The organism is Bacteroides sp. An322 (assembly GCF_002161765.1).
Classification (GTDB): Bacteria; Bacteroidota; Bacteroidia; order Bacteroidales; family Bacteroidaceae; genus Phocaeicola; species Phocaeicola merdavium.
Genome location: NZ_NFIN01000037.1, coordinates 1 through 20,757 on the forward strand (window position 1 = coordinate 1; position 20,757 = coordinate 20,757).

General features: G+C 40.5%; 19 protein-coding genes and 2 pseudogenes. All 21 read right to left on the minus strand.

Going from position 1 to position 20,757, the window contains the following annotated elements; all coding sequences use genetic code 11:
• Nucleotides 1–346: 346 nt before the first annotated feature.
• Nucleotides 347–514, minus strand: a pseudogene (locus B5F91_RS15475) (serine/threonine protein phosphatase); the annotation flags it as partial.
• A gap of 111 nt (nucleotides 515–625) precedes the next feature.
• Nucleotides 626–1,153: a hypothetical protein gene (locus B5F91_RS13670; protein WP_087429610.1), complete on the minus strand. Its 528-nt coding sequence runs from the start codon at nucleotides 1,151–1,153 to the stop codon at nucleotides 626–628.
• A gap of 223 nt (nucleotides 1,154–1,376) precedes the next feature.
• Complete coding sequence (locus tag B5F91_RS13675; RefSeq protein WP_087429611.1) at nucleotides 1,377–3,548, minus strand: DUF262 domain-containing protein; 2,172 nt, start codon at nucleotides 3,546–3,548, stop codon at nucleotides 1,377–1,379.
• 16 nt (nucleotides 3,549–3,564) lie between these two features.
• A complete protein-coding gene (locus B5F91_RS13680; RefSeq protein ID WP_087429612.1) occupies nucleotides 3,565–4,086 on the minus strand; it encodes a very short patch repair endonuclease in 522 nt (173 codons plus the stop codon).
• Nucleotides 4,087–4,092: 6 nt separating this feature from the next.
• A complete protein-coding gene (locus tag B5F91_RS13685) occupies nucleotides 4,093–6,390 on the minus strand; it encodes a DUF2357 domain-containing protein (RefSeq protein ID WP_087429613.1) in 2,298 nt (765 codons plus the stop codon).
• Nucleotides 6,391–6,401: 11 nt separating this feature from the next.
• Nucleotides 6,402–8,249 (minus strand): hypothetical protein, encoded by a 1,848-nt coding sequence (locus B5F91_RS13690; RefSeq protein WP_087429614.1) that lies wholly within the window; start codon nucleotides 8,247–8,249, stop codon nucleotides 6,402–6,404.
• A 28-nt stretch (nucleotides 8,250–8,277) separates the two neighbouring features.
• On the minus strand, nucleotides 8,278–8,661 hold the full coding sequence (locus tag B5F91_RS13695; RefSeq protein ID WP_087429615.1) for a hypothetical protein: 384 nt from the start codon (nucleotides 8,659–8,661) through the stop codon (nucleotides 8,278–8,280).
• Nucleotides 8,658–9,629, minus strand: a complete 972-nt coding sequence (locus B5F91_RS13700; RefSeq protein WP_239416445.1) for a hypothetical protein — start codon at nucleotides 9,627–9,629, stop codon at nucleotides 8,658–8,660. Before B5F91_RS13700 ends, B5F91_RS13695 begins: the two co-directional genes overlap by 4 nt.
• Nucleotides 9,629–10,876, minus strand: coding sequence for a DNA cytosine methyltransferase (locus B5F91_RS13705; RefSeq protein ID WP_204244699.1), 1,248 nt, complete (start codon nucleotides 10,874–10,876; stop codon nucleotides 9,629–9,631). Before B5F91_RS13705 ends, B5F91_RS13700 begins: the two co-directional genes overlap by 1 nt.
• Nucleotides 10,873–11,619 carry a DUF6339 family protein gene (locus B5F91_RS13710; protein WP_087429616.1) on the minus strand — a complete coding sequence of 249 codons (747 nt, stop codon included), beginning with the start codon at nucleotides 11,617–11,619 and terminating at the stop codon, nucleotides 10,873–10,875. Before B5F91_RS13710 ends, B5F91_RS13705 begins: the two co-directional genes overlap by 4 nt.
• Nucleotides 11,620–11,621: 2 nt before the next feature.
• Nucleotides 11,622–12,479, minus strand: coding sequence for a hypothetical protein (locus B5F91_RS13715; RefSeq protein ID WP_087429617.1), 858 nt, complete (start codon nucleotides 12,477–12,479; stop codon nucleotides 11,622–11,624).
• Nucleotides 12,469–14,379, minus strand: a complete 1,911-nt coding sequence (locus tag B5F91_RS13720; protein ID WP_144025131.1) for a hypothetical protein — start codon at nucleotides 14,377–14,379, stop codon at nucleotides 12,469–12,471. Before B5F91_RS13720 ends, B5F91_RS13715 begins: the two co-directional genes overlap by 11 nt.
• 80 nt (nucleotides 14,380–14,459) lie before the next feature.
• Nucleotides 14,460–14,720: a hypothetical protein gene (locus B5F91_RS13725; protein ID WP_087429619.1), complete on the minus strand. Its 261-nt coding sequence runs from the start codon at nucleotides 14,718–14,720 to the stop codon at nucleotides 14,460–14,462.
• A 17-nt stretch (nucleotides 14,721–14,737) separates the two neighbouring features.
• Nucleotides 14,738–14,938, minus strand: coding sequence for a helix-turn-helix transcriptional regulator (locus tag B5F91_RS13730; RefSeq protein WP_087429627.1), 201 nt, complete (start codon nucleotides 14,936–14,938; stop codon nucleotides 14,738–14,740).
• A gap of 160 nt (nucleotides 14,939–15,098) precedes the next feature.
• Nucleotides 15,099–15,322 (minus strand): annotated as a pseudogene (locus B5F91_RS13735) (helix-turn-helix transcriptional regulator).
• 154 nt (nucleotides 15,323–15,476) lie between these two features.
• The gene (locus B5F91_RS13740) at nucleotides 15,477–16,043 is read right to left on the minus strand and encodes a hypothetical protein (protein WP_087429620.1); all 567 of its coding nucleotides are present in this window, start codon (nucleotides 16,041–16,043) and stop codon (nucleotides 15,477–15,479) included.
• Entirely contained in the window at nucleotides 16,040–17,041 is a 1,002-nt protein-coding gene (locus tag B5F91_RS13745; protein WP_087429621.1) for a relaxase/mobilization nuclease domain-containing protein, read from the minus strand. Before B5F91_RS13745 ends, B5F91_RS13740 begins: the two co-directional genes overlap by 4 nt.
• Complete coding sequence (mobC, locus tag B5F91_RS13750; protein WP_087429622.1) at nucleotides 17,038–17,403, minus strand: plasmid mobilization relaxosome protein MobC; 366 nt, start codon at nucleotides 17,401–17,403, stop codon at nucleotides 17,038–17,040. The genes B5F91_RS13745 and mobC overlap by 4 nt, the downstream gene beginning before the upstream one ends.
• A 165-nt stretch (nucleotides 17,404–17,568) precedes the next feature.
• A complete protein-coding gene (locus B5F91_RS13755; protein WP_087429623.1) occupies nucleotides 17,569–18,624 on the minus strand; it encodes a DUF6371 domain-containing protein in 1,056 nt (351 codons plus the stop codon).
• Nucleotides 18,625–18,698: 74 nt separating this feature from the next.
• Nucleotides 18,699–20,069: a DUF3987 domain-containing protein gene (locus tag B5F91_RS13760; protein ID WP_087429624.1), complete on the minus strand. Its 1,371-nt coding sequence runs from the start codon at nucleotides 20,067–20,069 to the stop codon at nucleotides 18,699–18,701.
• 5 nt (nucleotides 20,070–20,074) lie between these two features.
• Entirely contained in the window at nucleotides 20,075–20,428 is a 354-nt protein-coding gene (locus B5F91_RS13765) for a helix-turn-helix domain-containing protein (RefSeq protein WP_158099923.1), read from the minus strand.
• Between the last annotated feature and the right edge of the window lie 329 nt (nucleotides 20,429–20,757).

The following is a 20,757-nucleotide window of genomic DNA, read 5'->3' on the forward strand; positions in this document are numbered from 1 at the left end:
ATAGTTTGGTACCTTTAAAGATATAACATTTTTCCAATTGACCGACTGATTTGAGATCTGAAGATGCTTATAACATTATTCTTGAATCAATTCAAAACAGTTTCTTAGTCTGAAATCAGTAGCCATATGAATTGAAAACGGTTAATATCAGTTCATCCCCCAACGGGATTATCCATTCACTTTTCAATACCTGGGTAAATCTAAACTTTAAACATGTAATAAGTAAGCTAAAGAAGGAGAGAAGTCCGTTTTGGGGGCACTATAAAATATTTTGTGTAAATGGGAAATATGGGATTCAAAGTGAGTTCCGTATTTTTTATTTTATACATTTAACGAATGAGAAAGATTCAAAACCAAATCCACAGTCTCCGGCAACTATGAGAAGCGTATTCTCCATCCTGTATTGTACGCACATTTTGTTCACAAGAAGATTGAAATCTCCGTGAATATCTCTAGAAATGATGATGGACTTGCATTCCGGGAATTCATATATGTTATAGTCTGTATTATTCATGTGGTATGTTTTTCCAATACAGGAGAAGCATTTGCTGAATGAATGTACAACTTCTGAGTAAGATATATCTTTGTACAGATGATTTTCCGTAATTATTATTTTGTTCCTCACTCATAGTTTAACTTGCAGATAATTTTCAAGGATTGTGCCCACACGGAGTTGTCTGGCATAATCCAATAGTTTACTTATATTTCGTTCCGGTCGTGTAAGATAGTTATCTATGATTTCTGAGCAGATATCAATACCTATTTTATTTCTAAACTTAATGGCATCACATACGCATCGCTCTATATCATAGATCCTGATATTGTAATCCTCCAAAACCATCTTGCTTACCCCAATTTCTAGTATAGAAGCAGTATAGTGGTGAAGTTCTATTGAGGGAAATGAAGGTGTTACTACTTTTCTATCTCTTTTTATGGCCACATGATAGGCTTGTGGCATAGAAGTCGTAAGTTGGTATATGCTCCATGCAGACCAGAGGCAAAGAATTCCACCTGGTATAATCGCTTCTATGTCAATCATACTGTTTGAAAGCTGGTCAATGTTAGCATACAATCCTCGTCGAACCTGTATTAGTTCACCTTGGCGTACACTTTCCAACATTTTGTAATAAGCTGCACGCCCTTTTTCCTTCATGTCTGATGATGATATGTATGAATTAAGTTTCTTCATTGCTTACTATCTAAATCTGTATAAAGATACCACAAATATTTACGAGTGTGGTGTATTTGTACAGAAAATATTTTGGGAGCTTTATTATTGGGGTAATACATAAAAATAAACTAATTAAATGATTTTATGACTTGTTTCGCAAAAAAGATGCCATAAGGAGACAAATAAAAGCTAGGGAAACATAAGACTATTTCTCCGCGTTCACTGTGAATCCTTCATCTTTGGCAAGTTTGATTATGCCATGCATATAGGCAATCTCCCATTGGGTGTTGACATAGAATTCTACACCGTCACCGGACACAAGTTTACCGCCATTCATCTTGACACTATAGCGTCTGTCCTTATATTTATTATCCCATTTGCTATGGGCATCAACGGACAACAGCAATCCTTTGTGCTTGTGACCTCTTGAACAGAGTCCCTCATGGAAGACTTTCAAGAGCTCAGTATAGGTCACCGACGGATGCTTTTCTATATATGCTCTTACCACATCAAGAACGAATTGATTCTTAGTCGTCGCTGGCTTGCCATTTAGAGAGAATTTTGTATAGTCGTGGTTCTCGCAATTCCTCTTGACTTTGTTAATGAAAGTAAAATCTTCGGCATCAGCTGCGTCCTCTTCATCCTCAGGCAAGTATGAAGGCCAGATTTCTATGGCTTTTTCAGCAAGCCATTTAGCACGAATCTGTATGGTTTTCTCATTCCATGCAATCAAGCTAAGAGTATCTGACATAGTTACGATATCAGCTGCGTAGAACAAAAGTCCCTGTGACTTCCCTTTGCCAGACTTTTTGGTTTGCCATGATGCATTGCTTATAGAAGTATTCAACTTTGCAGGAAGCATGGCAAGGTTGCCTAAGCAGAGTTTCAAGTCATCCCTTTGGTCTTTGTCATAACCATCCAACATCGGCCAGTTGTCTTGCCAATTTTTAGGTAAGAGATGTTCCAAGCTATACGTATCAAATGGATAGAGTTTCGTGGCGTGTGGCTTACCCTCACGCAATGCTGTTTCCATAAGATATAATATGGCGAGTGAACGCTTATTAGGAAGGTGACTGTTTACAAAACCCTTTCTAACCATACCGTCACTTGGTAATGCCAATGCCTGTTCTTCGCTCTTGTTTTCCAGATAGTCACGCAGGTCATCTATGGTAAGTATCTGGTTCAAAATCAGATTCTCGCCGAAAAGGTCGCTAAAATTCTTGTTGTCACTCCGGCACACCTGACGGCGAAGAACATACGACTCAATGTAACCGAAGATTTCATTACGCTCTTCTTCAGATGATACATTTCTAAGTACGTACAGGATGTAAGGAACAAGTGTTGTATATTCAAGTACGAATATAAGGAAGTTGATGCGCTCAATACCCGGCTTACCTGGGATTTCGCCATTAGCTATCTCAGGGTTGATATTGTCATGATACAATTGGGCATACTCTAGAATATCCCATATCATATCTTTCTTGTCAATACTGTATGTATTTATCAGGTCTTTGTAATTATTGAACAGACCTACAGAACGACGGTATCTGACCTTATGTTCAGCACTTACTTTTATGGACGGATCCTGGATCTTGATACACAGATAAGCATTGAAGAAAAAATCGATATTGGCTCTTTTGATACGACCGGAATTTATTGTCGAATCCCAATAATTGGCAAGTTCTCTGTCTTTCTCAAAAATAGGCATCCACAAATGCTCGTACTCCTGTCTTGTACTTTCAGTGAAGAAGTAATTCTTCAGAAGTTCACCTGTAGTAAGCTTTACGCCCAACGAGTTTATCGTATCAAATATTGCCTGCTCATCTTCGCCGGCCTGAAGTGATATGCCGATAAAGATTATGTGGTTCAAGAGAACATCAACATCAACTTTCTCCGGGTCGATATTTTCGTGAAAATAATTGTATGCGTCTATTATGTTGCTAGGTACATCAGATTCCAGCTTGCAGTCTGAGTCCAATACCATAACCTTCTCAAAATCCCGTTTGTCGTTTCTGCTGTGACGTATAGCAATGTGCCTAGTTTTTGCTTTCTTGTCCCTGACAGTGAATTTACCTTCAAAGGTCTCTAGATCATCTGTTTTCAGACATAAAGATTTGAAGAACAATGCAAGCGTTGTGAAACGTTGTTGTCCATCAATGACAGTCTGCAAGTCGTAAGGCGAGATTCCTGTCTGTTCCTGTTTAAGGATAATGGAACCCAGGAAATAGTCCTGCCCCGTACTGGTTATATATTCCATATCAGACAACAGTCTTTCCCACTGCTCTTCCTTCCAGACGTAGCTTCTTTGGTAGTAAGGCACCTCCAACACTCTGTTACCATTTAGTATATCTGCAAGTTGCTTTGTTCCTGCATCCATAATATATCAGATTTTGTTATTCTGTTATTAATTTTGATTGATACTCAGCTTCATCTTCTGCTGCCATCTGAACCTCTTCCTCCGGCATCTCATATGACTTTATGCTGTGGTCTTTGAGGAAGATGTGCGACAGCGTATATTCGAGAGAGTCTAGGGTTGCGTCCCTTACTTTAGGCTTCAGCTGGCATTCCCATATGGTTATGCAGTGCCATCCCATCGAGACGAGCTTGCGCTGAGTCTCAGAGTCGCGTTCCTTGTTTCGGTCAATCTTCGCCTTCCAGAAATCGGTATTCGATTTCGGCATGACGAAGTATCTGCATCCGTCGTGCCCATGCCAAAAACATCCGTTGATGAAGATGCATGTGCGGTAACGGCGCAGCACTATGTCAGGTTTTCCCGGCAGACGCGAATGGTTCAGCCGATACCTGAAACCACGCGACCACAGAAATTTACGCACAAGAAGTTCCGGCTTCGTGTCTTTGGCACGAATCGCAACCATATTCCTGTGGCGTTGTTCTGTGGTCAGGCGGTCAGACATAGTTCTTTATTTTTGGTTTAACTCATTGACTGTAATAAAAAACGGTTCGTATTTCTTATTTCCTTTCGGCAATATTATGTTGCTGTCTATCCTGACAGGTTGTTCTGATTCAGCCATATCAAATACGAAGAAGAAATCTCCGTGCTTTGGTGTGAACCCCTTTTCTGCCAGTGCCTGTCGGGATGCAATGCGAGGCCCTCTATTATTAAGCTTGTAGAGCCATTTTTCATCGGTGTCCGCATCGTAAAGCAACAGATATTCAGTCCACTCGAATCCCGGTCGCAGACGCAGGGAACCAAGTTCAAACTCTGCTCTCGTATAATACATTTTATTGGACAGGATAAGTTCCTTATCCTTTTTCTTTACGTATCCGACGAGAATAAGGCTATCAGCTTCTCCAGGCTTCAGACTGTATGTCAGTCCCTTCTGTGGAATGCTGTCCTTTATCTGCTCGTAGGCAGAATTGTCCTGCAGAATTGATATCAGATGCTCTTCTAAAAGAGGGCATTGGACAAGCTCCCCAGAATCCCTGTCTGCCGGAAGTAGCGGGAATGCTCCGATATTCACGGTCTCGATACTCTTATAGAAGTAGCGATTGTATATGGATGTGCCCTCAGCACGTCCGGGGAACAATATATATCCGCCTATGATTTCCTTGCCATGCGGACGCTCATCCTCCTTTATGGCATAGTAGATAGCGTCACGGTATCGGTGCATCTGATTGATAGCATCAGGCAGAGGATAGTCTGCCATATCAATATCCGCTCCTTCGTCCAACTCGCCGTCCTTGCGGTCGTCCTGCACTCGGTATTTGGCATCATACAAGTATGTCAGGACAAAGCCGTCAGGCTTCCTGATAGTGACAACTATATCGGGGCGCTGCTCCGTTGTAGTGGTTCTTACATCCTTGCTCTTCCTGTTATAAGTATGTTGGTACTCTAGACGGACAACATCGCCGTTTGATATATTGTCAAACTCTACCACGTGAGTCATCTCGCTCTTCTGCATAGTATTTATCATCTCGGCCTTGTTTTCACGTACATGCTCCGCATCGCTAAGTTCAAGATGCAATACTTTTGCTATCAGGCGTTTCATGACAAGGAAACACCATATTTCATAGAGTTCCCATATCTTCTTCATGCCAACATCAGTCTTACCATCCACAAGGTCGAGAGAGTTCTTCAGCATAAGCCACGACTTGTAAATCTGACTATATCCCGTTCTCTGCTGAAGAATTGCGCTTTCCTGACGGAATCCTTCAAACTCGCCCACCTTACGGAAAAATCCGTGTGCCTCCATACGGCGGAAATCTTTGTTATACTCATCAAAACGATTCCGCTCTTCAGCGTCCATATCGCCATACAGGCTGCTCACTTCATTGAATACTTCCCTAAATTTCTTTCCAAGGACGTGAAGTGAGTATTTGACGAATCTGTTTTCGCGTGTATTGACGGTATTCTCCGTCTGCTCATAGCGGAAGAAGTGCTTCTCTGCGTCAGTTCCAAGATTGCGGTAACGTTCTTCTTCGCGCTGGCTCCAGCGGCGTATGCGATCAGGACGTGCATGGTATGTCTTGCGCACAGACTTGTTGTTAGGACATGAGATAATATAGCGTACTCCCCGAAAATACTCATCAACGACAGTCTTGAAGATGCTCAACCAAATGATGCTGTTGTTTCTTTCGGAACGCTTGAGCGAGAAACTGCTGAACGTAAGTGTCAGGTAGTCGAATACATAATTCTCGTATTCTTCATTTATAAGGGATATAATTTTCTGGAGGTCACTCTTGGTATCCAATTTAGGTGAAGCCACGTACAGTTCAAACGACTGCTTAACCATTTGGTCTGTCTCATCTCTGTATTCAAAGGCGAAACTAAACTTTCCCGGAGAGTTGAGAAAGTCAATACTACCTACAAGTATGCCCGAATGCTTTCCGTTGGGATAGAACTTAAAGGACTCACCGACGGTCTTTATCTGATGTCTGACTTTGGGCAAATGTTTCGCATCACTAGTATCCCATATATTCTTGAATTCCACTGCAAACTGATATTCACAGGTCTCGAAAACCACAGGATGCTTGTTCAGCCATTCTTCTGCTGATACTTCTGAATTCAGACTCTGGATGCCCCGGTTATCGCCAAATGGATAATACAGAGAAAGTTTTCCCTCGCTACCTGACCTATAGTCGCAGTAACGTGGTGCAGCGTCCTTTACGCGACGCTCAAATCGCTCCCATGCATATTCGATGGAAGCAGTGCTTATTGTAAGTCGGTATTCGCTATTCTCAAAAATCAGAACATCCATATTTCAATGACTTAGTTCCAGAAACTTGTAAATCCACTCTTGTCCTTTCCGAAACGGGTTATCATGAACTCAATCTTGTCCATGCTCTGTTTCCAGTTGTTGTCATCTGCCCGTGTTGAAAGTTTGGTAAGACACTTGTTGCACTTTTCGTAATCGCCCTCGATACGCGGGAGTATCTTTTGCATCAGGATTTCATCAAATACGTTGTCAAGGTCAGTATTGAAGGTAACGCCATCTTCAAATCCTCCCTCCTCATCCATTATTTTCTGGATTTCCTTCTTTGCCCTATAGAGCAGGATTGTTTCGTTAAGGATTCGGTAGCTTATCTTGAAGGGGCTGCCCTCTAGATCATTGTTTATGCTGTTGATGAACTCAAGGATTTTGTGCTTCTCATCATCAGTCAGTGCGAAATTGCCTGCTTCAATCATCTGCGTTGCACGCACCTCGTCACTGATGAACAGCTTGCCGCTGCGCGGTTTGCTGATATAGTGAAGCGCCACATCGCCGGCGAAGTAAGAATTGTCAAATTCATTTACGATGGTTTCAAAGGTCATTGCCCTGTCGATAACCTTACGCGAAAAAGAATTGGTAGTGTCGTCCATATTGACTGTGCCTATGATAATGACATTCTGAGGTATAGTCAGTCCGTCACGCTTCAGTTCTTCCACAATATCCTGACGGATAAAAGCCTGTGCATATTCTTCCTTTGACAGGGCATTCAGCTCGTCCGGTTTCCACTCTGGATTGGTTGTAGCCAGTCCCAAACTCATGAAGATATTGAACTCGGCGTCATAGTCATCCGCACGGAATACGCTTGCAGGAACAAGTGCATCCGTTACGATAGTTCCGTCCTTTTTCTTCTTTCTTGACTCGATAACACTCAGGAAATCCGCAAAGTATTCCTCTACGGGGGCAAGATTCATCTCATCAAGGCATACAAAGAATGGAACCTCAGGATATTGCTTTGCCTTCACAAGAAAACGCATGAAGTCTGTCACATAGTAATTCTTGTTGACAGACGAGCGGAATCCCGTAATATCTGTTGCGTCGTGCCAATTGGGCTTAACGCTCACTAGTAGGTAATTCCCAGGCGATGTCTCCGACACATTGAGATACCCGTCACAAGGACAGGTAGCAAATGCAAGTTCCTTTACCTTCTGGCTCTTTCCGGTACCTGAGAAACCTCCAAGAATAAGGAACGGCTTAGTCTTTATCGCAGCAATGTATGAGTATTCCTGAGAATTTAATTTGGTTGATTCACCTGCAGGCTCAACAGACTGTTTATTTTCAGGATTGCCTGTTCCCGATGGGGTACTCAGACTATCAAAAAATGCACGTTTGTTATTTCTTTCCAATGCCATAGTCATAATCTCCTTATAATTTGGCTCTAATGTTATATTGTTGTGACCATCAACTCGTACAGCTTTGCTATATTGATTGATTGCATATTTTATATTTGCAAGATTGCCTATAGGTTCTCCCCATATATCTTGGCATACCTGTTCTAGATTCCGTACATCCGGATTCTCTTCTATGTATTTGATAATAGAAGTTAACACAGGTAGAGGTTTACAACCTTGTGCGAAACTTTTTGTATAGGGATTAGGTATGTAGTATGTCCATACCCATTTTTCCAAATATGATTCAGCCTCATTCTTCGATACATTCCTATTAAAACGAGGTATATATATTTGGTTATCTATACAATACAAGCCCAACTGACATGCAAGCTGATATGCTGTTTTAGTAAAGCCTTCACCATAGATAGAACCTGACATATAAATTTTGAATTCATTCTCTGCCATTTCCTCTTTGGGAAGTTCTTGAACCAATTCCACAACATGTTCTACTTTTGGCATTCGCCATTTACATAATACATCTCCCATATCATCTTATGTATTGAGTTGAAACTACACCATTAGCTATTGTCGCAATGAGATGTCTTCTTGTTCCTGTAAAGAAAGGATAATACTTGGAAGCAGAGGCCTCATTAGCACGTTCTACTCTTATAGAATACATCCCATCCCCGTTATGAGTTATATGCAGAAAATCACCAATCCTTACTTCCAATAATCTACACATGGTTTTGAAATCACCTCCGAACCTGAGGTCAGTAGCATTATTGAAAGTCACATCATATATGGAGCCTTCGCCGTTTATCTGAAATGAAACAGAATCTCTGCCGTCAAAGAACTCATAATAGACATAAGCCGTCAGACTCACTTCGTGAGTTATGTCATGCTTCATGATTTTCCTTATATATACTTTCATTGTTTCAATTTATTCCAATAGTCAATAAGGGATTGCTCCCGTTTTTCTATTTCGTTAAGCATTTCTGCATTAAAATGTATCGGGTATCTTCTCTTTTCCGTTTTAGGATCAACGTCTGCAGTACGGTATCTGATACCCTTTGTCATTCTATCGAGAAGACTCAAATAGTCTCGGCCAAGAATTTCCCATTCCTTGTCCTCCAAAAGATTCTCTTCTGCAGCTATTTGGATCGTCCATTGCTCTGCAATGACTCTTGCAATGTTTGGAAAGGTCTTGCTTCTCCATTTCTGCCTATCTTCTTTAGTCTTGGTTTTTGTAAGGCCATCCGAATACCATTTAGGCTGAGACTTTCCGCTTCCGAAGTATATTCTTTCTCCATGATCTGAGGTTTCCTTGGATGGATGAAGAGGACGTAGATTCTTCAACCAAAGGCACGTATTCTTTGAGTAAGGGTCTCCAAACATATATGGTTGGATTGACTGATCTGGCTTTCTCCAACGGGAACTCATCACTCCAACAGGATTCTCTATGGCAATACGTTTGACATCTGCACGTGCCAGAAACATAAAGAAGGCAGCACCATCTTCCTGATCGCGTTTTCTTGTAGGAAAATTAGGGTGCGGACGCCTTTCCTCGACAGGTTTATCTTTGTCTTCAGGATGATACATCCACTTAGCTCCACTTACTGCAAGGAAGGTGCATGGGGGGTGAGCAATCATGATATCCCAATCCCCTTCAACAACTGCCTGCTCGCCATTTTGGAGAGTAAGGTTTGTCTTGTTCAGAACGGTTGTAACATCATGATTAAAATGCCATTCAGGATGCGGGTCCTTGATTTCAGTTCCAAATATTGTTCCGCTACAGTCAAACAAGTCACAGCTATAAGCATTGTGTCCCATGGCACGGAATGCTCTGCAGCAAGCCTGACTTTCTTCACATGCAATAAGTATATTGAGTTTTCGCTTCATTATTCTTTTGACTTTAATACATCATACATTGCCTCTGCTATTCCCTTTGCAAATAACACGGGTACTGCATTTCCGATCATTTTATAACAATACGGATTAGAGGCTACAAATTTGTAGTCCATGGGAAATGACTGCAGCAGCGCAGCTTCCCTGATAGTTATTGTTCTTAATTGCTCAATGTCCGGGTGAATAAACATATATCCATCTTTGTGTAAATGAGCAACTATTGTAGGTGATGGCTTATCCCATTCTATATTTCTATATTTTATATGATTGGAGGTATGGCCTGTTATTTTAGTGTAGAATTCCATTTTCTCCTTTTGAGAAAACTTGTTCATATTATTTGCAAGCCACTCCGTAAAGAGTCTTTGGTCACGTTCGCCATGATAGCGCGGTATATGAAGATCTATCTGTTCTCCGTTCAGCTGCTCATGGGATATATTTGCACGTCCGACCTTCTCTATCTTATCCTTTGGGGTCAGCTTTGGCATCATGCCGATAGCATCCTTAACGGTCTTGTGGGCAGCCTTGCTTTTGTGGGCATTCAAAGCCGTATAGAAATCCTCTGTATTAAAAACGGAATCGTGTTTCGTTCCGATAATTATGATCCTATTTCTTTTTTGAGGAACATCAAAATCTTCTGCACAATATACAGATTCCTTCAGCGTTTCGGGGGTTCTGATATCATACCCGATAGCCTTGAAGGCTTCAAAGATTCGTTCGCGAACAGGTTTGTCCCCAGGACACGCGCTAAGCAGTCCCGGCACATTCTCAAACACAAATGCTTTCGGTTTGAAGAAGGCAACGATTTTAACGAAACTCTCAAAAAGATAGTTTCTATAGTCATCTTTCATTGAATTCGGATCTTGTGCTCTTCCTGCAATAGAATACGCCTGACAAGGAGGACCTCCGATAATCAAATCGACTGTTTCGTTACCGACTAGACCTGCAAGGCCTTTTTCAACAACAGACTTGTGATTTTCCTTCTCATATAGTTTTTTTGTCTCTTCTGTCCAATTTCCATGTATCAGTTCTTCTGTTTTCTGAACATCAAACTTGATTACGCGCTTCTTTGCCTCATTCTCTGAATGATGCCACTTATCTATGAGCCGTTGGCGCAAGGTGTTCACCATAGGGGTTTCCCATTCAACATGAGCCAATCCTTCAAACTTTTCTGTCTGTAAGAAGCCCTCACTGAGACCGCCACAACCGGCAAATAAATCAATAAAAGTGTATTTCTTCATCATTCAATGTCAATTACTTTATTTTGTACGTCATGAATAGACTTTATAGCTAATAATTTGTCTTTTACCTTATCCAAGGATGCTTTGAAATAAGATTTATCCATAAATGCAAGCGGTCTAGTTCCCCCAAGCAGATTAAAATATCTGGAGATATACTGACCACGAGCGTCAAATGCATTCTGCATTATCTCTGGATTTTCCATCAGAAATTCAAGGACACCCATCATGGCAGGTTTATGTCTTATCAAACCAAGTTCGCCAAAACGGAGGGTTCTGAAGTCTTGAGACTTAAAAAGCACTTCAGTGAGTTCTGTTGGATTAGTCCTTGACTCATCATATGTCAGGTATGTATGCCACCATAACCCTGCGAATGTCGTTCTCATGAAATGGTCATTCTCATGCCAATGGTTGAGTATGTACTTTTCATCTACGCCATCCTCCAAAACTTTCGGCCATCTTTGTTGGACGTATGAGAACAGGTCTACATGCGCTAGATAAACCCATAAGTCAGGTAGAGATGCAAGAAGAGGGCTAATTGAGCTGTATGCCTTATATATCTCGACTGCGGAGGTAAAATCATCCTCAGGATCAAGCCTGTCAAGCAATCCTTCCGGCTTATATACATTAGCTAGTGATTTTACCTTTGATGGTTCAAATGGAAAGATTTCACCCTGATAATCGGATACATGTATGTTGCGTCTAAGCTCCTCCATGTATGAACGCTTGAATACTTTCTGCAATTCCATAATCAGTCCTCCTGTTCTTCTGTTTGTGAGTTCGCAATACGTTCAAGACTGTCTAGCATACGCTTGTACGGATCTTTGAGCAGCATATCTGCTACACGATACACCTGATTCATGTCTGTAAGGTCGTAAGTACTAAACTGAGGTTCGGCCATTCGTGCCATCAGACTGTCTGCCCACAATTTACCTGAATCCTTATAGTCTGATAGGTTACTGAGCGCATACACCAAAGCATTATGCACCAGAGATGAGTGGATTATTTCCGGGAAAGCATTTCCTATACGCTGATACTGTATGAACAGGTCATGCGGCATCTCAATCAGAATCCTGTCATTATCAAGATTGAACCATGTAAGCTCTATTCCGTCAGCAGCCTCTATTATCTGCATGAAAGAACCTGCTGCATAAAGTTTATCGAATTTTATGTTTGTATTCCACCATGCAAGCGGAAATACTGCAAGCAGGTCACCGGCTTCAAGGTCAAATGAAAAACCATGATAATCCTCATGGAAATCCTTGTTTGTATAGCCCAAAAGCTGCCCCGTAACAGCTATAAAGCACTGAAAGTCTATGCGTCCGTTTACATCCTTCCTGCCCAAAGTAATCTCGAATTCTGGGGTGGCAGATTTAAAACATAGGCGCATAAAGGTCTTCTTGCAAGTTACCTCGCAAGCATACAGAGCCTTACCTTCTTCTACTAGACGGGTGATATCCTTGTTACCCTGGTTCAGTTTAATATTGAACCTGTAGTCTGTTTCCGTCTTTACCGGATCTGCCATCTGAATGCATCCCTCCTTCAGAAGAGGATATACATCATCATAGATGCCAAGAACCGGATACGGCAATGATACATTATATTTCATGCAATTCCTCCGCTGTCATTTTAAGTGAGTGCTTCATGCTATCTGAAAAACGTATTCTTATACGCATACTCCCTTTATTTATGTGCAAGTCCCTAATTATGTTCCCGCTGACATTCCCCATGCTAGATTCAGCCACGGACAATTCTTCGTCGCTTTCCTCACCGACAGCAAAAAAACGCAGACGGGCATTATCAATCTCGTTTTCCGGATGCAGTACTACATAATGGTATATCTTTCCGTCTTCTTTCTGAGAGAATGTACGGTAAGGCACATTGATAGGCGTTGCAAATATACCTTTCTCACCACCTTGGTTTGGTGTGTGTGATGCAGTAGCATCACCGGGCTTTTTTATTCTCGGAGAATTTGGCTTACGCTCTCCACTACCATTTCCAGACCGCAGACGACCTTCGCCGTCGCTAGCAGGAGTTGTGGTATTTATCATCACATGACCAGTCGAAGATGAGTCTTTTCTTGGAGAGATTCCTGGATTACCATCTTCTTTCGGGATATCTGTTGTGTAGGAAGTACCGTCTTCTTGAATCTTTCCGGTCGGCTTACCCTGAACTGAGTCCATCCCATTGTCAGTTTCCATATCCTCGTCCTCTTCCTGCGATGTAGGAATATACAGAAAATCCTCAAGTCCCTTGATATTAACAACTAATTTTTCATTCAATGCAAAAGTTTTATTGAGAGATTTATTGATAAAATCATCCATCTCTTGCATTGCAACACGTCCTTTGCCATTGACACGGGTGCCCTCACGCCAATTGTTCGGTTTCCACTCATCGTGGGCAGGGTTCTCTAAATTTACGAGAATCTCGTTACCTTTATCGCTGTCACAGAAGAACACTCCATACATTCCGTAGTTTGTTTTTGTTCGCTTGCTGTATATCAGCATCTGACTAGCTCTGAGGTAGGAAATCTTATCAGTTGCTCCCTTGGATTTTGAAACAAAAAAACATACGTGGCCAAGCAGGGAAAGTTCTGTTTCATAAAGCAAGTACTTCTTTGAAGTATTAGCAAGACGTACTGCATCGAAATAGGGACGCGGATTGTAATAACCGGCCTTTCTTGTGTTGTCGTCTAGTTCCTCAAACGTTTCCTCCATCAAATCCGCGATGGTGTGTTTGTCAATATGAACTGTTCCGTTGATATCTACAACCAATTTTCCATTCAGGATAGCCATCCAAAAGTTACGGAGTACGGCTTCCGTCATTTCCTTCACGGCTTCATCCGTATATTTTAAGTTGAAGCCAAGGATATTTATATCAGTACCCGGCTCTGAGCGGCGGAATCTTGCAGGAATATCCGCTTCATCGCAGATAGGCTTGCCGTTTCTGTCATCATAGTAACCGAAAGCCACTTTCTTGCATCCTTCATACAGATGTGTACAGAGAGAGGTTGCCCCCTCGAAATATTTTTCAAACTTATCTGTGCAGGTACTTACGATAATTGTACTAATCGGCGAAAGCAGATAATAGGCAGCCTTCCCGAAACCGAAAGAACCTCCTGCAGTGGTATCATCCTTTGCACTCACGCCGGCAGATCGAACAAAGGCATAGAAAGGGCTGTCCGTCTTTCCTTCTTCATACGCCATACCTTTTGTATTGAAGTCACTTATACGGACATATCCCAAATGTTCTGCATACAAATTGTCGTCGAATAACTTCAGCATAGGTTCGTATATTGCCTTTGCATTGCGGTTGTTGGGATAATAGTCTATGCAGCCTTGTATATGATTTTTCAATTCAAAGAATTGCGGATACTCATTTCCGCGCATTTCCTTGAATGAAAACTCCATCCTTACAGGTTCAGACTTGTCAAGCACTGCATCCAATGAATTTTGGATACTTTCTCTAACAAGCGAAGCGTAAGGATGATGCTTGAAATTCTGTTCCATGGCATTATTCGGACCGACCTCCTGCACATTAGGTTGGTCTGCAAAATACCATTTGCAATTCTTTTCTCGTCCTGCCATTGTTATATTGATAAATAGTAGTTTTCTATTAGCTGCATTTCCATTACAGCTCCTTCTGAACCTTCAGGAAACACAAAAGTCTCGTCATCGCCATTCACTTCCGTTGCACCCATTGAAAGACAGGCAGCGATGTATGAATAGCGGTCGCTTTCGCTTCCGTCGCAAGCTGCCGCACCTTCAGAAAAGAAGGCTATGAGTTCCTTGCGCTGGGATTGCGGATACTCCTTCACTTCCCTGCGGCTCTGTATCTTGATTGTCTTCATAGGGGTGTTTCTTTTAATCAGTCCTCTTTGACCAGTGTACGCATCGGCACATTGAGGACTTTGGCTATCAAATCGAGCGTTTCAAGAGTCGGTTGCTGACGGTTGGCACAATATGCGTTCACCGTACTGAAGCTTTTCCCTATCTTCGCTGCCAGTTCCTTTTGCGAAACGTTCCTTTCTACGAGTGCAACCTTGATTCTATTCAATCTGCTTTCCATATAGTTCATTGATAAGATTTATTGCACGCAAAGATAATGATTCTTCTGCAGAATATAGCATAATATCGCATATTCTGCTCAAGTTTCCACTTAAATCATAGATTTTGCCGTAATTTTAGCACATTCCAACTCAAAAAATGCAGGATAAGCCAATTATTCATCACATTTCTTCTTTATCAGCCTGTAAATTACTATCTATTAATTCTTTAGGATCAACTTGAAGGATTCTGGCAATTTTAAACAATACTTCTAAGCTTGGTGCCGTCTGTTGCAAACATAAGAATTTTCAATACAAAAACTTTTACCAAGTTTTTCAGCAAGCCAGGTCTGCTTGATACCTTTTTCTTCAAGTACCTCTTTTATTCTGTTCATGAGTTTATCCATTGTACATGTATTTAAAATGTTCTCAAAAATATAAATATAATGCTATAAAAATAAAATATTAAAGTAAATCGTATAGAACATACATTAAACTCTTATTGTATAATAAATCATTGATTGTTTGTATAATAAAAAGCATTTTTATCTTATATTTTTATTACTTATCACGACTCATATTCCTCATAACCATTTCATGCCTTTCCTTTAACTCATTATACCTTTGATTTAAATCCATGTAAAGAAAATTTCCCAATATCCAAAATACAAAAGTAATAATAATCAGCATTATACAGAGAAATCTGTTATTGTTGATATTACTTAAATTATCTTTGGGCATCTTCTGTATGTCATTTTCGATTCCGTTAAGCCTTACATTTATGGCATCTATTTTCTTATCGATTTGAATAATAGGGGAGAGTTTGGGCAATAACACATTATTAACCAGTTTGGTTTCCCTTTCAATTGCAAAATCAATAGTATTCTTACATCTTCTACTAACTTCATCAGCATAGTTTTCTCTACTGTTTATGTGGGCATTTATGGTGTCGTTTACAGCATTGACAATCGTTTCTTTCAGCAATGAATTTAATTCTTGATTGTTCTCTGATTGCTGGGGCTGTTGAGTATTCAAATGCTGAATGTCTGTCCGTATAGCCTTTATTTCATCTTTAAGCTCATTATATATGGATAGGAGAGCCGCTCCTTCAATCTCTTTCTTGATCATCTTCTTCTGCTTCTAATATGTTCACGATTTTTCTTTTTTCTTTCATCATCATCCAACTGGTTACTGTTTCCTCCACCACCTCCTGAAGATATTACCGCATTAGGCTGAAGGAGTAAATCTGCAACAGCATTTATGATAGAATTACCAGTAGGAGAGATAACGTCATTTTCATATATTTCATCATGCTCTGTTGGTGTGACTGTATCCTTTTCTTGCTCCTGGATTTTGTCTTGTTGGGTATTTCCTAAGCTGTCCGATGTACCCAGACTGTTCTCATATTTGTTTAGCATATTAGCTATTTTAAAATAACTCAGACTACGGTCTATCCTGGAACCACTGAATGTATATTCGCCACGTGAAAAGACTATACCACATGGCTTACCTTTGCTGTCTGTTTTTATGGTAAAATGAATATTGTCTCTGTTCAGTTTCTTTTGAAACTCGCTCCAATTGTTACTTTTCTCCAAAGCCTTGCGTATGGCAAACATCATTTCATACTTATGCTTGTCTTTGCCACGAAGCCTGTCATACTTGACATTCTCTTTACCCTTCGGCATATACAATCCATATTTTATTGTCAGTTCCCTGCATACCCTGTTGTTTTTTATGCGGTCATTGCTGTCGCTTATGGTTTTCCCGTCATTGTCCACACGGTTTATTACAAGATGTATATGAGGATGTTCCCTATCGTAATGCCTTACAACAATATATTGTGTGTTTTTAATATTCATCTTTTCCATATATTCCCCGGCAATCTTTACCATAAGATCGTCAGTCAGTTTAGCGGAGTCTTGCTTTGAAAAGCTCAATGATATGTGATAGACCGGAGTTCTGATTCTTGTATTCAAACCTGCCTGACAACTGAAACTTTCAGCTATATGCTGCTTGCTGTCTGAACGTACTCCTTCGGCGGCAAGAAGTTTGGATTTATTGTTGCCTTTCATCGTATAATTTACAATCTTACTGAAGTCATTCCTTTTCATAATCTTTCCTATCATGCCTTTATCAGTTTAATGATTTTGTCTATTTCATCAGCCAGTTCTGACACGGATTCTGACACTGCAGCATATCCGAAAGTATTTGCGTTTTTTGCAAGCTGGTTTAGGTTGTTTGCCATGCCTGAAAGACTCCTTATCAGTTTTACATCTTCAGGTGTAAGACGTGCTGTTATGTTTCCATTTATGGCCGTATTTCTTATATACTCACCTAATGTAACACCGGCTGTCATGGCCTTACCGTTTATGATATGCCTCTCCAATACGGTACATTTGAATGATAATATCTCTGTACGTTTTTCCATTTTGTCCAGTGGAGGTCTGCCACCGATAGCCTTATTTTTGTTGTTGCTTTTTTGTTCCATTTTGTTGATTATTTTTTCGGTTTATAATTGATTTCTGTTGGGTACTTCCCGGATGGATTCAGAAGTTTTGGTATTACCAAAACATAAACTTGCCAACCGAAAAAACTACATTCCTTTTGTCATTCCGTTTTTTCCAGGATATTGTTGGATATGGGTAACGTGGTTTTATTGAGTACCGAAACCTGACAGTTCAAGGTCGAAAGTCTCGATCAAAAGTTTTAGAGCAGGATTCTTTCTTGTCATGGATTGGAGAACGGCTTCACCTGATTTTACCTTTATGAGGTAGTCGGCAATGTCGTATCCGTTCACCCTTTCAACATCATTTGCATTTTCTTCAAGATACTCGGAAATCTCGGTACGGATGTTTCTTTTTCTCATCTGCATACACTTTTCTTTCCATTCCTGTGTCATTCCGATATCAGGGAACAGAACAATATTCCTGCCTTTGAGTACGTCAAAATTCTGCTCGTTGAAGCATCCGTTTTTACCTCCCGTTGCAAGCCAGATATACTCCGGTATATAGAATGAAGCAATGATAGCAGTCTTTTCGCTTTCCACTATGGCAACGGGTTTCCTGCTGTTGTATAAAAGATGTTCTCCAAAGTAGCATTGTTGTAAGTGGAATTCCGGAATATCAAGTTCTGTATGTACCCATGAAACATGTGCATAAGGTTCTTTTATACGTTTTCCTGTCTCTGCATTGTACTGCATGATTTTCCCGGTTCTTATTTTTCCGGATATGTCTGTTTGCCAGAATACCGTAGCATTTTTCCATTTCCTGGCGGTACCTACATGGTAAGTCTTCATCAGACGCAGTGCTGACTCATACCCCAGATGGTTGGCAAGATACAGAAACAGGTTATTCTGTTCATAGCATTTCATTGTCTGCTGCATAATTTCATCTGGTATAAAAGAAGTGTCGGTATGCCGGTGTGCAGGAGGGAGTCTTGGATGACATACAACAGGGTTCTTATCTTTTACAATAGGGAATGATTTATTGTATTCTTTACATTCCGGATGTTCATCAAAATACATTGCGGGAGTATAGTGATAACCACAATTATTGATTCTGTTACATTTTCCTACATATTCGGGAAAGGAGATAGCCCCTTGGGTATCGATATAACGGGTGAACTCACGATGCTTTCCGCACGAGGGGCAGGTGTATCTGTTTCTCTGGTACCTGTTGTACGGCTCCAATATAAATCTGAAGTTTTCCATAATTATCTGTTTTTAGTGATTGACAAAGTGACAAAGTGATAAAGTCAGCCTTAGTTTGTCACTTTATCACTTTGTCATTGTGCTTTTTTATAATTTCCATATTCGTGATAAAGGTAAGTTCCTGTTGCCTTTTTCAGGAAGCGGTCATACGTGCTGGTACTCCAGTTCATGGAGACGGCTACTTCCAATCCTTCAGAACGTGTAAACTTATCCGGCAGCTTTTCCAACAGTTCTGTCTGCTTGGGAGTGAGCATCACGCCTTCAATCATGGAGCATATCTGCAGGGCGGTATTTTTAAAATAGGATACCAGACGTATGGATTTCATTACACTGTCAAGATCGATGCAGCTTTTGTCACCTTCATTACATACCCATTTGCACAGTTGGATGATCAGGCAGAATCTATGAATGTAAGTCTCAAATTTGCTGTATATACTGCGTCTTTTATCCGATTCCTCCATGTTCAACATATCTGCCCATTGATGCTGCCATTCCATAACCTTTCGTCTGGCTCCAGGTTCATATTCCAGTCTTGTAGGATTTATATTCCCGTGCTCATCATGTTCTATTTTCATTCTGATGAACGATTGCATGATTGTGTTCCATTCATTGAAATGGCTCATGTCAATATCATCGTCTTTCCAGTATAGCTTATCCTGAATTTCAGGTATGGCAAAAAGAATACGGTCAAGGAAACCATTATTGCTTTTACTTCCTTTGAATGTATCGATAAGTATTTCCGGCTGAATTGTACCTATCACATTGGAAAACGGAGAGTCTATCATGATATTGTTTGTATTCATTTTGCGGTCGGAAATATACATGTACCCATTGAACAGTGAAATGTAGAACTGTTCTTCCGAGCCTTTGTTGTAGCGTGTGAAATTATTGATCCATCCTTGCAGTTCATCCATGTAAAGGCAAATGCCGCGCGGATTCTCTGATATAGACTTTGCCATAGCTTCCTGTGTGATATCAGAAACCAGAAATCGGGTGCGTACAGGTTCCCTAGGAAACATGTCAAATCCCTGTTCCAGACGTTCCTTTTTACTCAAGCTCATTATTGATTCATACTTTCTGTACTCTTCGTTATATATTTCCTTCTGCTCCTTATCAAATCTGAACAGAGGTTCGAAGGCTGTTTTCAGAGGATGGCTTTTATTGGCACCCGGCCTTCCGACGAGAGCCATATATATGATACACTTGATATCCCATCCCGTTTTGAAATGAAGGATATGTGTATTGCCTATACAAGTGGAAATGGCTGTCATCATGCTGCACGCTGTGTAGTCGATAGGAAATGCCAGGTACTCATACATATTCAGAATGATGTTTCTTATCTTATTTGGGAAAACATCAATAGGAAATGAAGAGTCGTTCATTTTGCCTATCATGCTGACAGCATCATTTATTATACCACTTGGAGTTATTCTACTTTCTCCCATACCTGTTAATCACGGTTTAATACCCTGAATGACTCAATATGTGCTTCATCAGAGAGTTCATTAATACATTTCTTCTTGTGCATTTTCATCCATTCGAGAATCTCAGACCGGTAGAAATGGAGTGTATTCCCCTGCTTAGAATGAGGAATACTGTTTTGACAAGTATACCGGTAAATGGTGCTCACGCTTTTCTTTATAAGAGAACTTACTTCCTCGATGGATATCTCATCATCTTCCACCGACATGTTATTTTTAGAATTCTGAGCCTGTTCCTCCATCATTTTTATGAGGTGCTCTACAGCCTGCGGCAAGTTATCGTGTGTAACTTTGCCAAAAACATTGTTTTCGTTTTTCATCATTTGTAAAAATTTGATTTCTCTGCAAAAGAATGGCAAATGATGGATAAAAAAGCATGTCCTCATTAATTCCTCATGCGGTCCTCATGCTTTCCTCAAACTTTTAACAACTACAATGTAATATACTGTAATTCTGTGTGTTTATACTATGATTTATATGTATCCGGCTGACATAAAAAAAAGATTCCCATAAAACTTTAAATACAGTTTTACAGGAATCTTCAGAAACTGTTTTGAATTGATTCAAGAATAATGTTATAAGCATCTTCAGATCTCAAATCAGTCGGTCAATTGGAAAAATGTTATATCTTTAAAGGTACCAAACTATAAAG

What these genes read in the sequence shown, in the direction of transcription:
- B5F91_RS13740 (WP_087429620.1), bottom strand. Translation starts at nt 16,043, where the DNA reads ATGATCAAGAAAGAGATTGAAGGAGCGGCTCTCCTATCCATATATAAT.
- B5F91_RS13720 (WP_144025131.1), bottom strand. Translation starts at nt 14,379, where the DNA reads ATGGAACAGAATTTCAAGCATCATCCTTACGCTTCGCTTGTTAGAGAA.
- B5F91_RS13695 (WP_087429615.1), bottom strand. Translation starts at nt 8,661, where the DNA reads ATGAAAGTATATATAAGGAAAATCATGAAGCATGACATAACTCACGAA.
- B5F91_RS13760 (WP_087429624.1), bottom strand. Translation starts at nt 20,069, where the DNA reads ATGGGAGAAAGTAGAATAACTCCAAGTGGTATAATAAATGATGCTGTC.
- B5F91_RS13715 (WP_087429617.1), bottom strand. Translation starts at nt 12,479, where the DNA reads ATGAAATATAATGTATCATTGCCGTATCCGGTTCTTGGCATCTATGAT.
- B5F91_RS13700 (WP_239416445.1), bottom strand. Translation starts at nt 9,629, where the DNA reads ATGAAGCGAAAACTCAATATACTTATTGCATGTGAAGAAAGTCAGGCT.
- B5F91_RS13685 (WP_087429613.1), bottom strand. Translation starts at nt 6,390, where the DNA reads ATGGATGTTCTGATTTTTGAGAATAGCGAATACCGACTTACAATAAGC.
- B5F91_RS13730 (WP_087429627.1), bottom strand. Translation starts at nt 14,938, where the DNA reads ATGGAAAGCAGATTGAATAGAATCAAGGTTGCACTCGTAGAAAGGAAC.
- B5F91_RS13680 (WP_087429612.1), bottom strand. Translation starts at nt 4,086, where the DNA reads ATGTCTGACCGCCTGACCACAGAACAACGCCACAGGAATATGGTTGCG.
- B5F91_RS13705 (WP_204244699.1), bottom strand. Translation starts at nt 10,876, where the DNA reads ATGATGAAGAAATACACTTTTATTGATTTATTTGCCGGTTGTGGCGGT.
- B5F91_RS13765 (WP_158099923.1), bottom strand. Translation starts at nt 20,428, where the DNA reads ATGATGAAAAACGAAAACAATGTTTTTGGCAAAGTTACACACGATAAC.
- mobC (WP_087429622.1), bottom strand. Translation starts at nt 17,403, where the DNA reads ATGGAACAAAAAAGCAACAACAAAAATAAGGCTATCGGTGGCAGACCT.
- B5F91_RS13725 (WP_087429619.1), bottom strand. Translation starts at nt 14,720, where the DNA reads ATGAAGACAATCAAGATACAGAGCCGCAGGGAAGTGAAGGAGTATCCG.
- B5F91_RS13675 (WP_087429611.1), bottom strand. Translation starts at nt 3,548, where the DNA reads ATGGATGCAGGAACAAAGCAACTTGCAGATATACTAAATGGTAACAGA.
- B5F91_RS13745 (WP_087429621.1), bottom strand. Translation starts at nt 17,041, where the DNA reads ATGATAGGAAAGATTATGAAAAGGAATGACTTCAGTAAGATTGTAAAT.
- B5F91_RS13710 (WP_087429616.1), bottom strand. Translation starts at nt 11,619, where the DNA reads ATGGAATTGCAGAAAGTATTCAAGCGTTCATACATGGAGGAGCTTAGA.
- B5F91_RS13690 (WP_087429614.1), bottom strand. Translation starts at nt 8,249, where the DNA reads ATGCCAAAAGTAGAACATGTTGTGGAATTGGTTCAAGAACTTCCCAAA.
- B5F91_RS13670 (WP_087429610.1), bottom strand. Translation starts at nt 1,153, where the DNA reads ATGAAGGAAAAAGGGCGTGCAGCTTATTACAAAATGTTGGAAAGTGTA.
- B5F91_RS13755 (WP_087429623.1), bottom strand. Translation starts at nt 18,624, where the DNA reads ATGGAAAACTTCAGATTTATATTGGAGCCGTACAACAGGTACCAGAGA.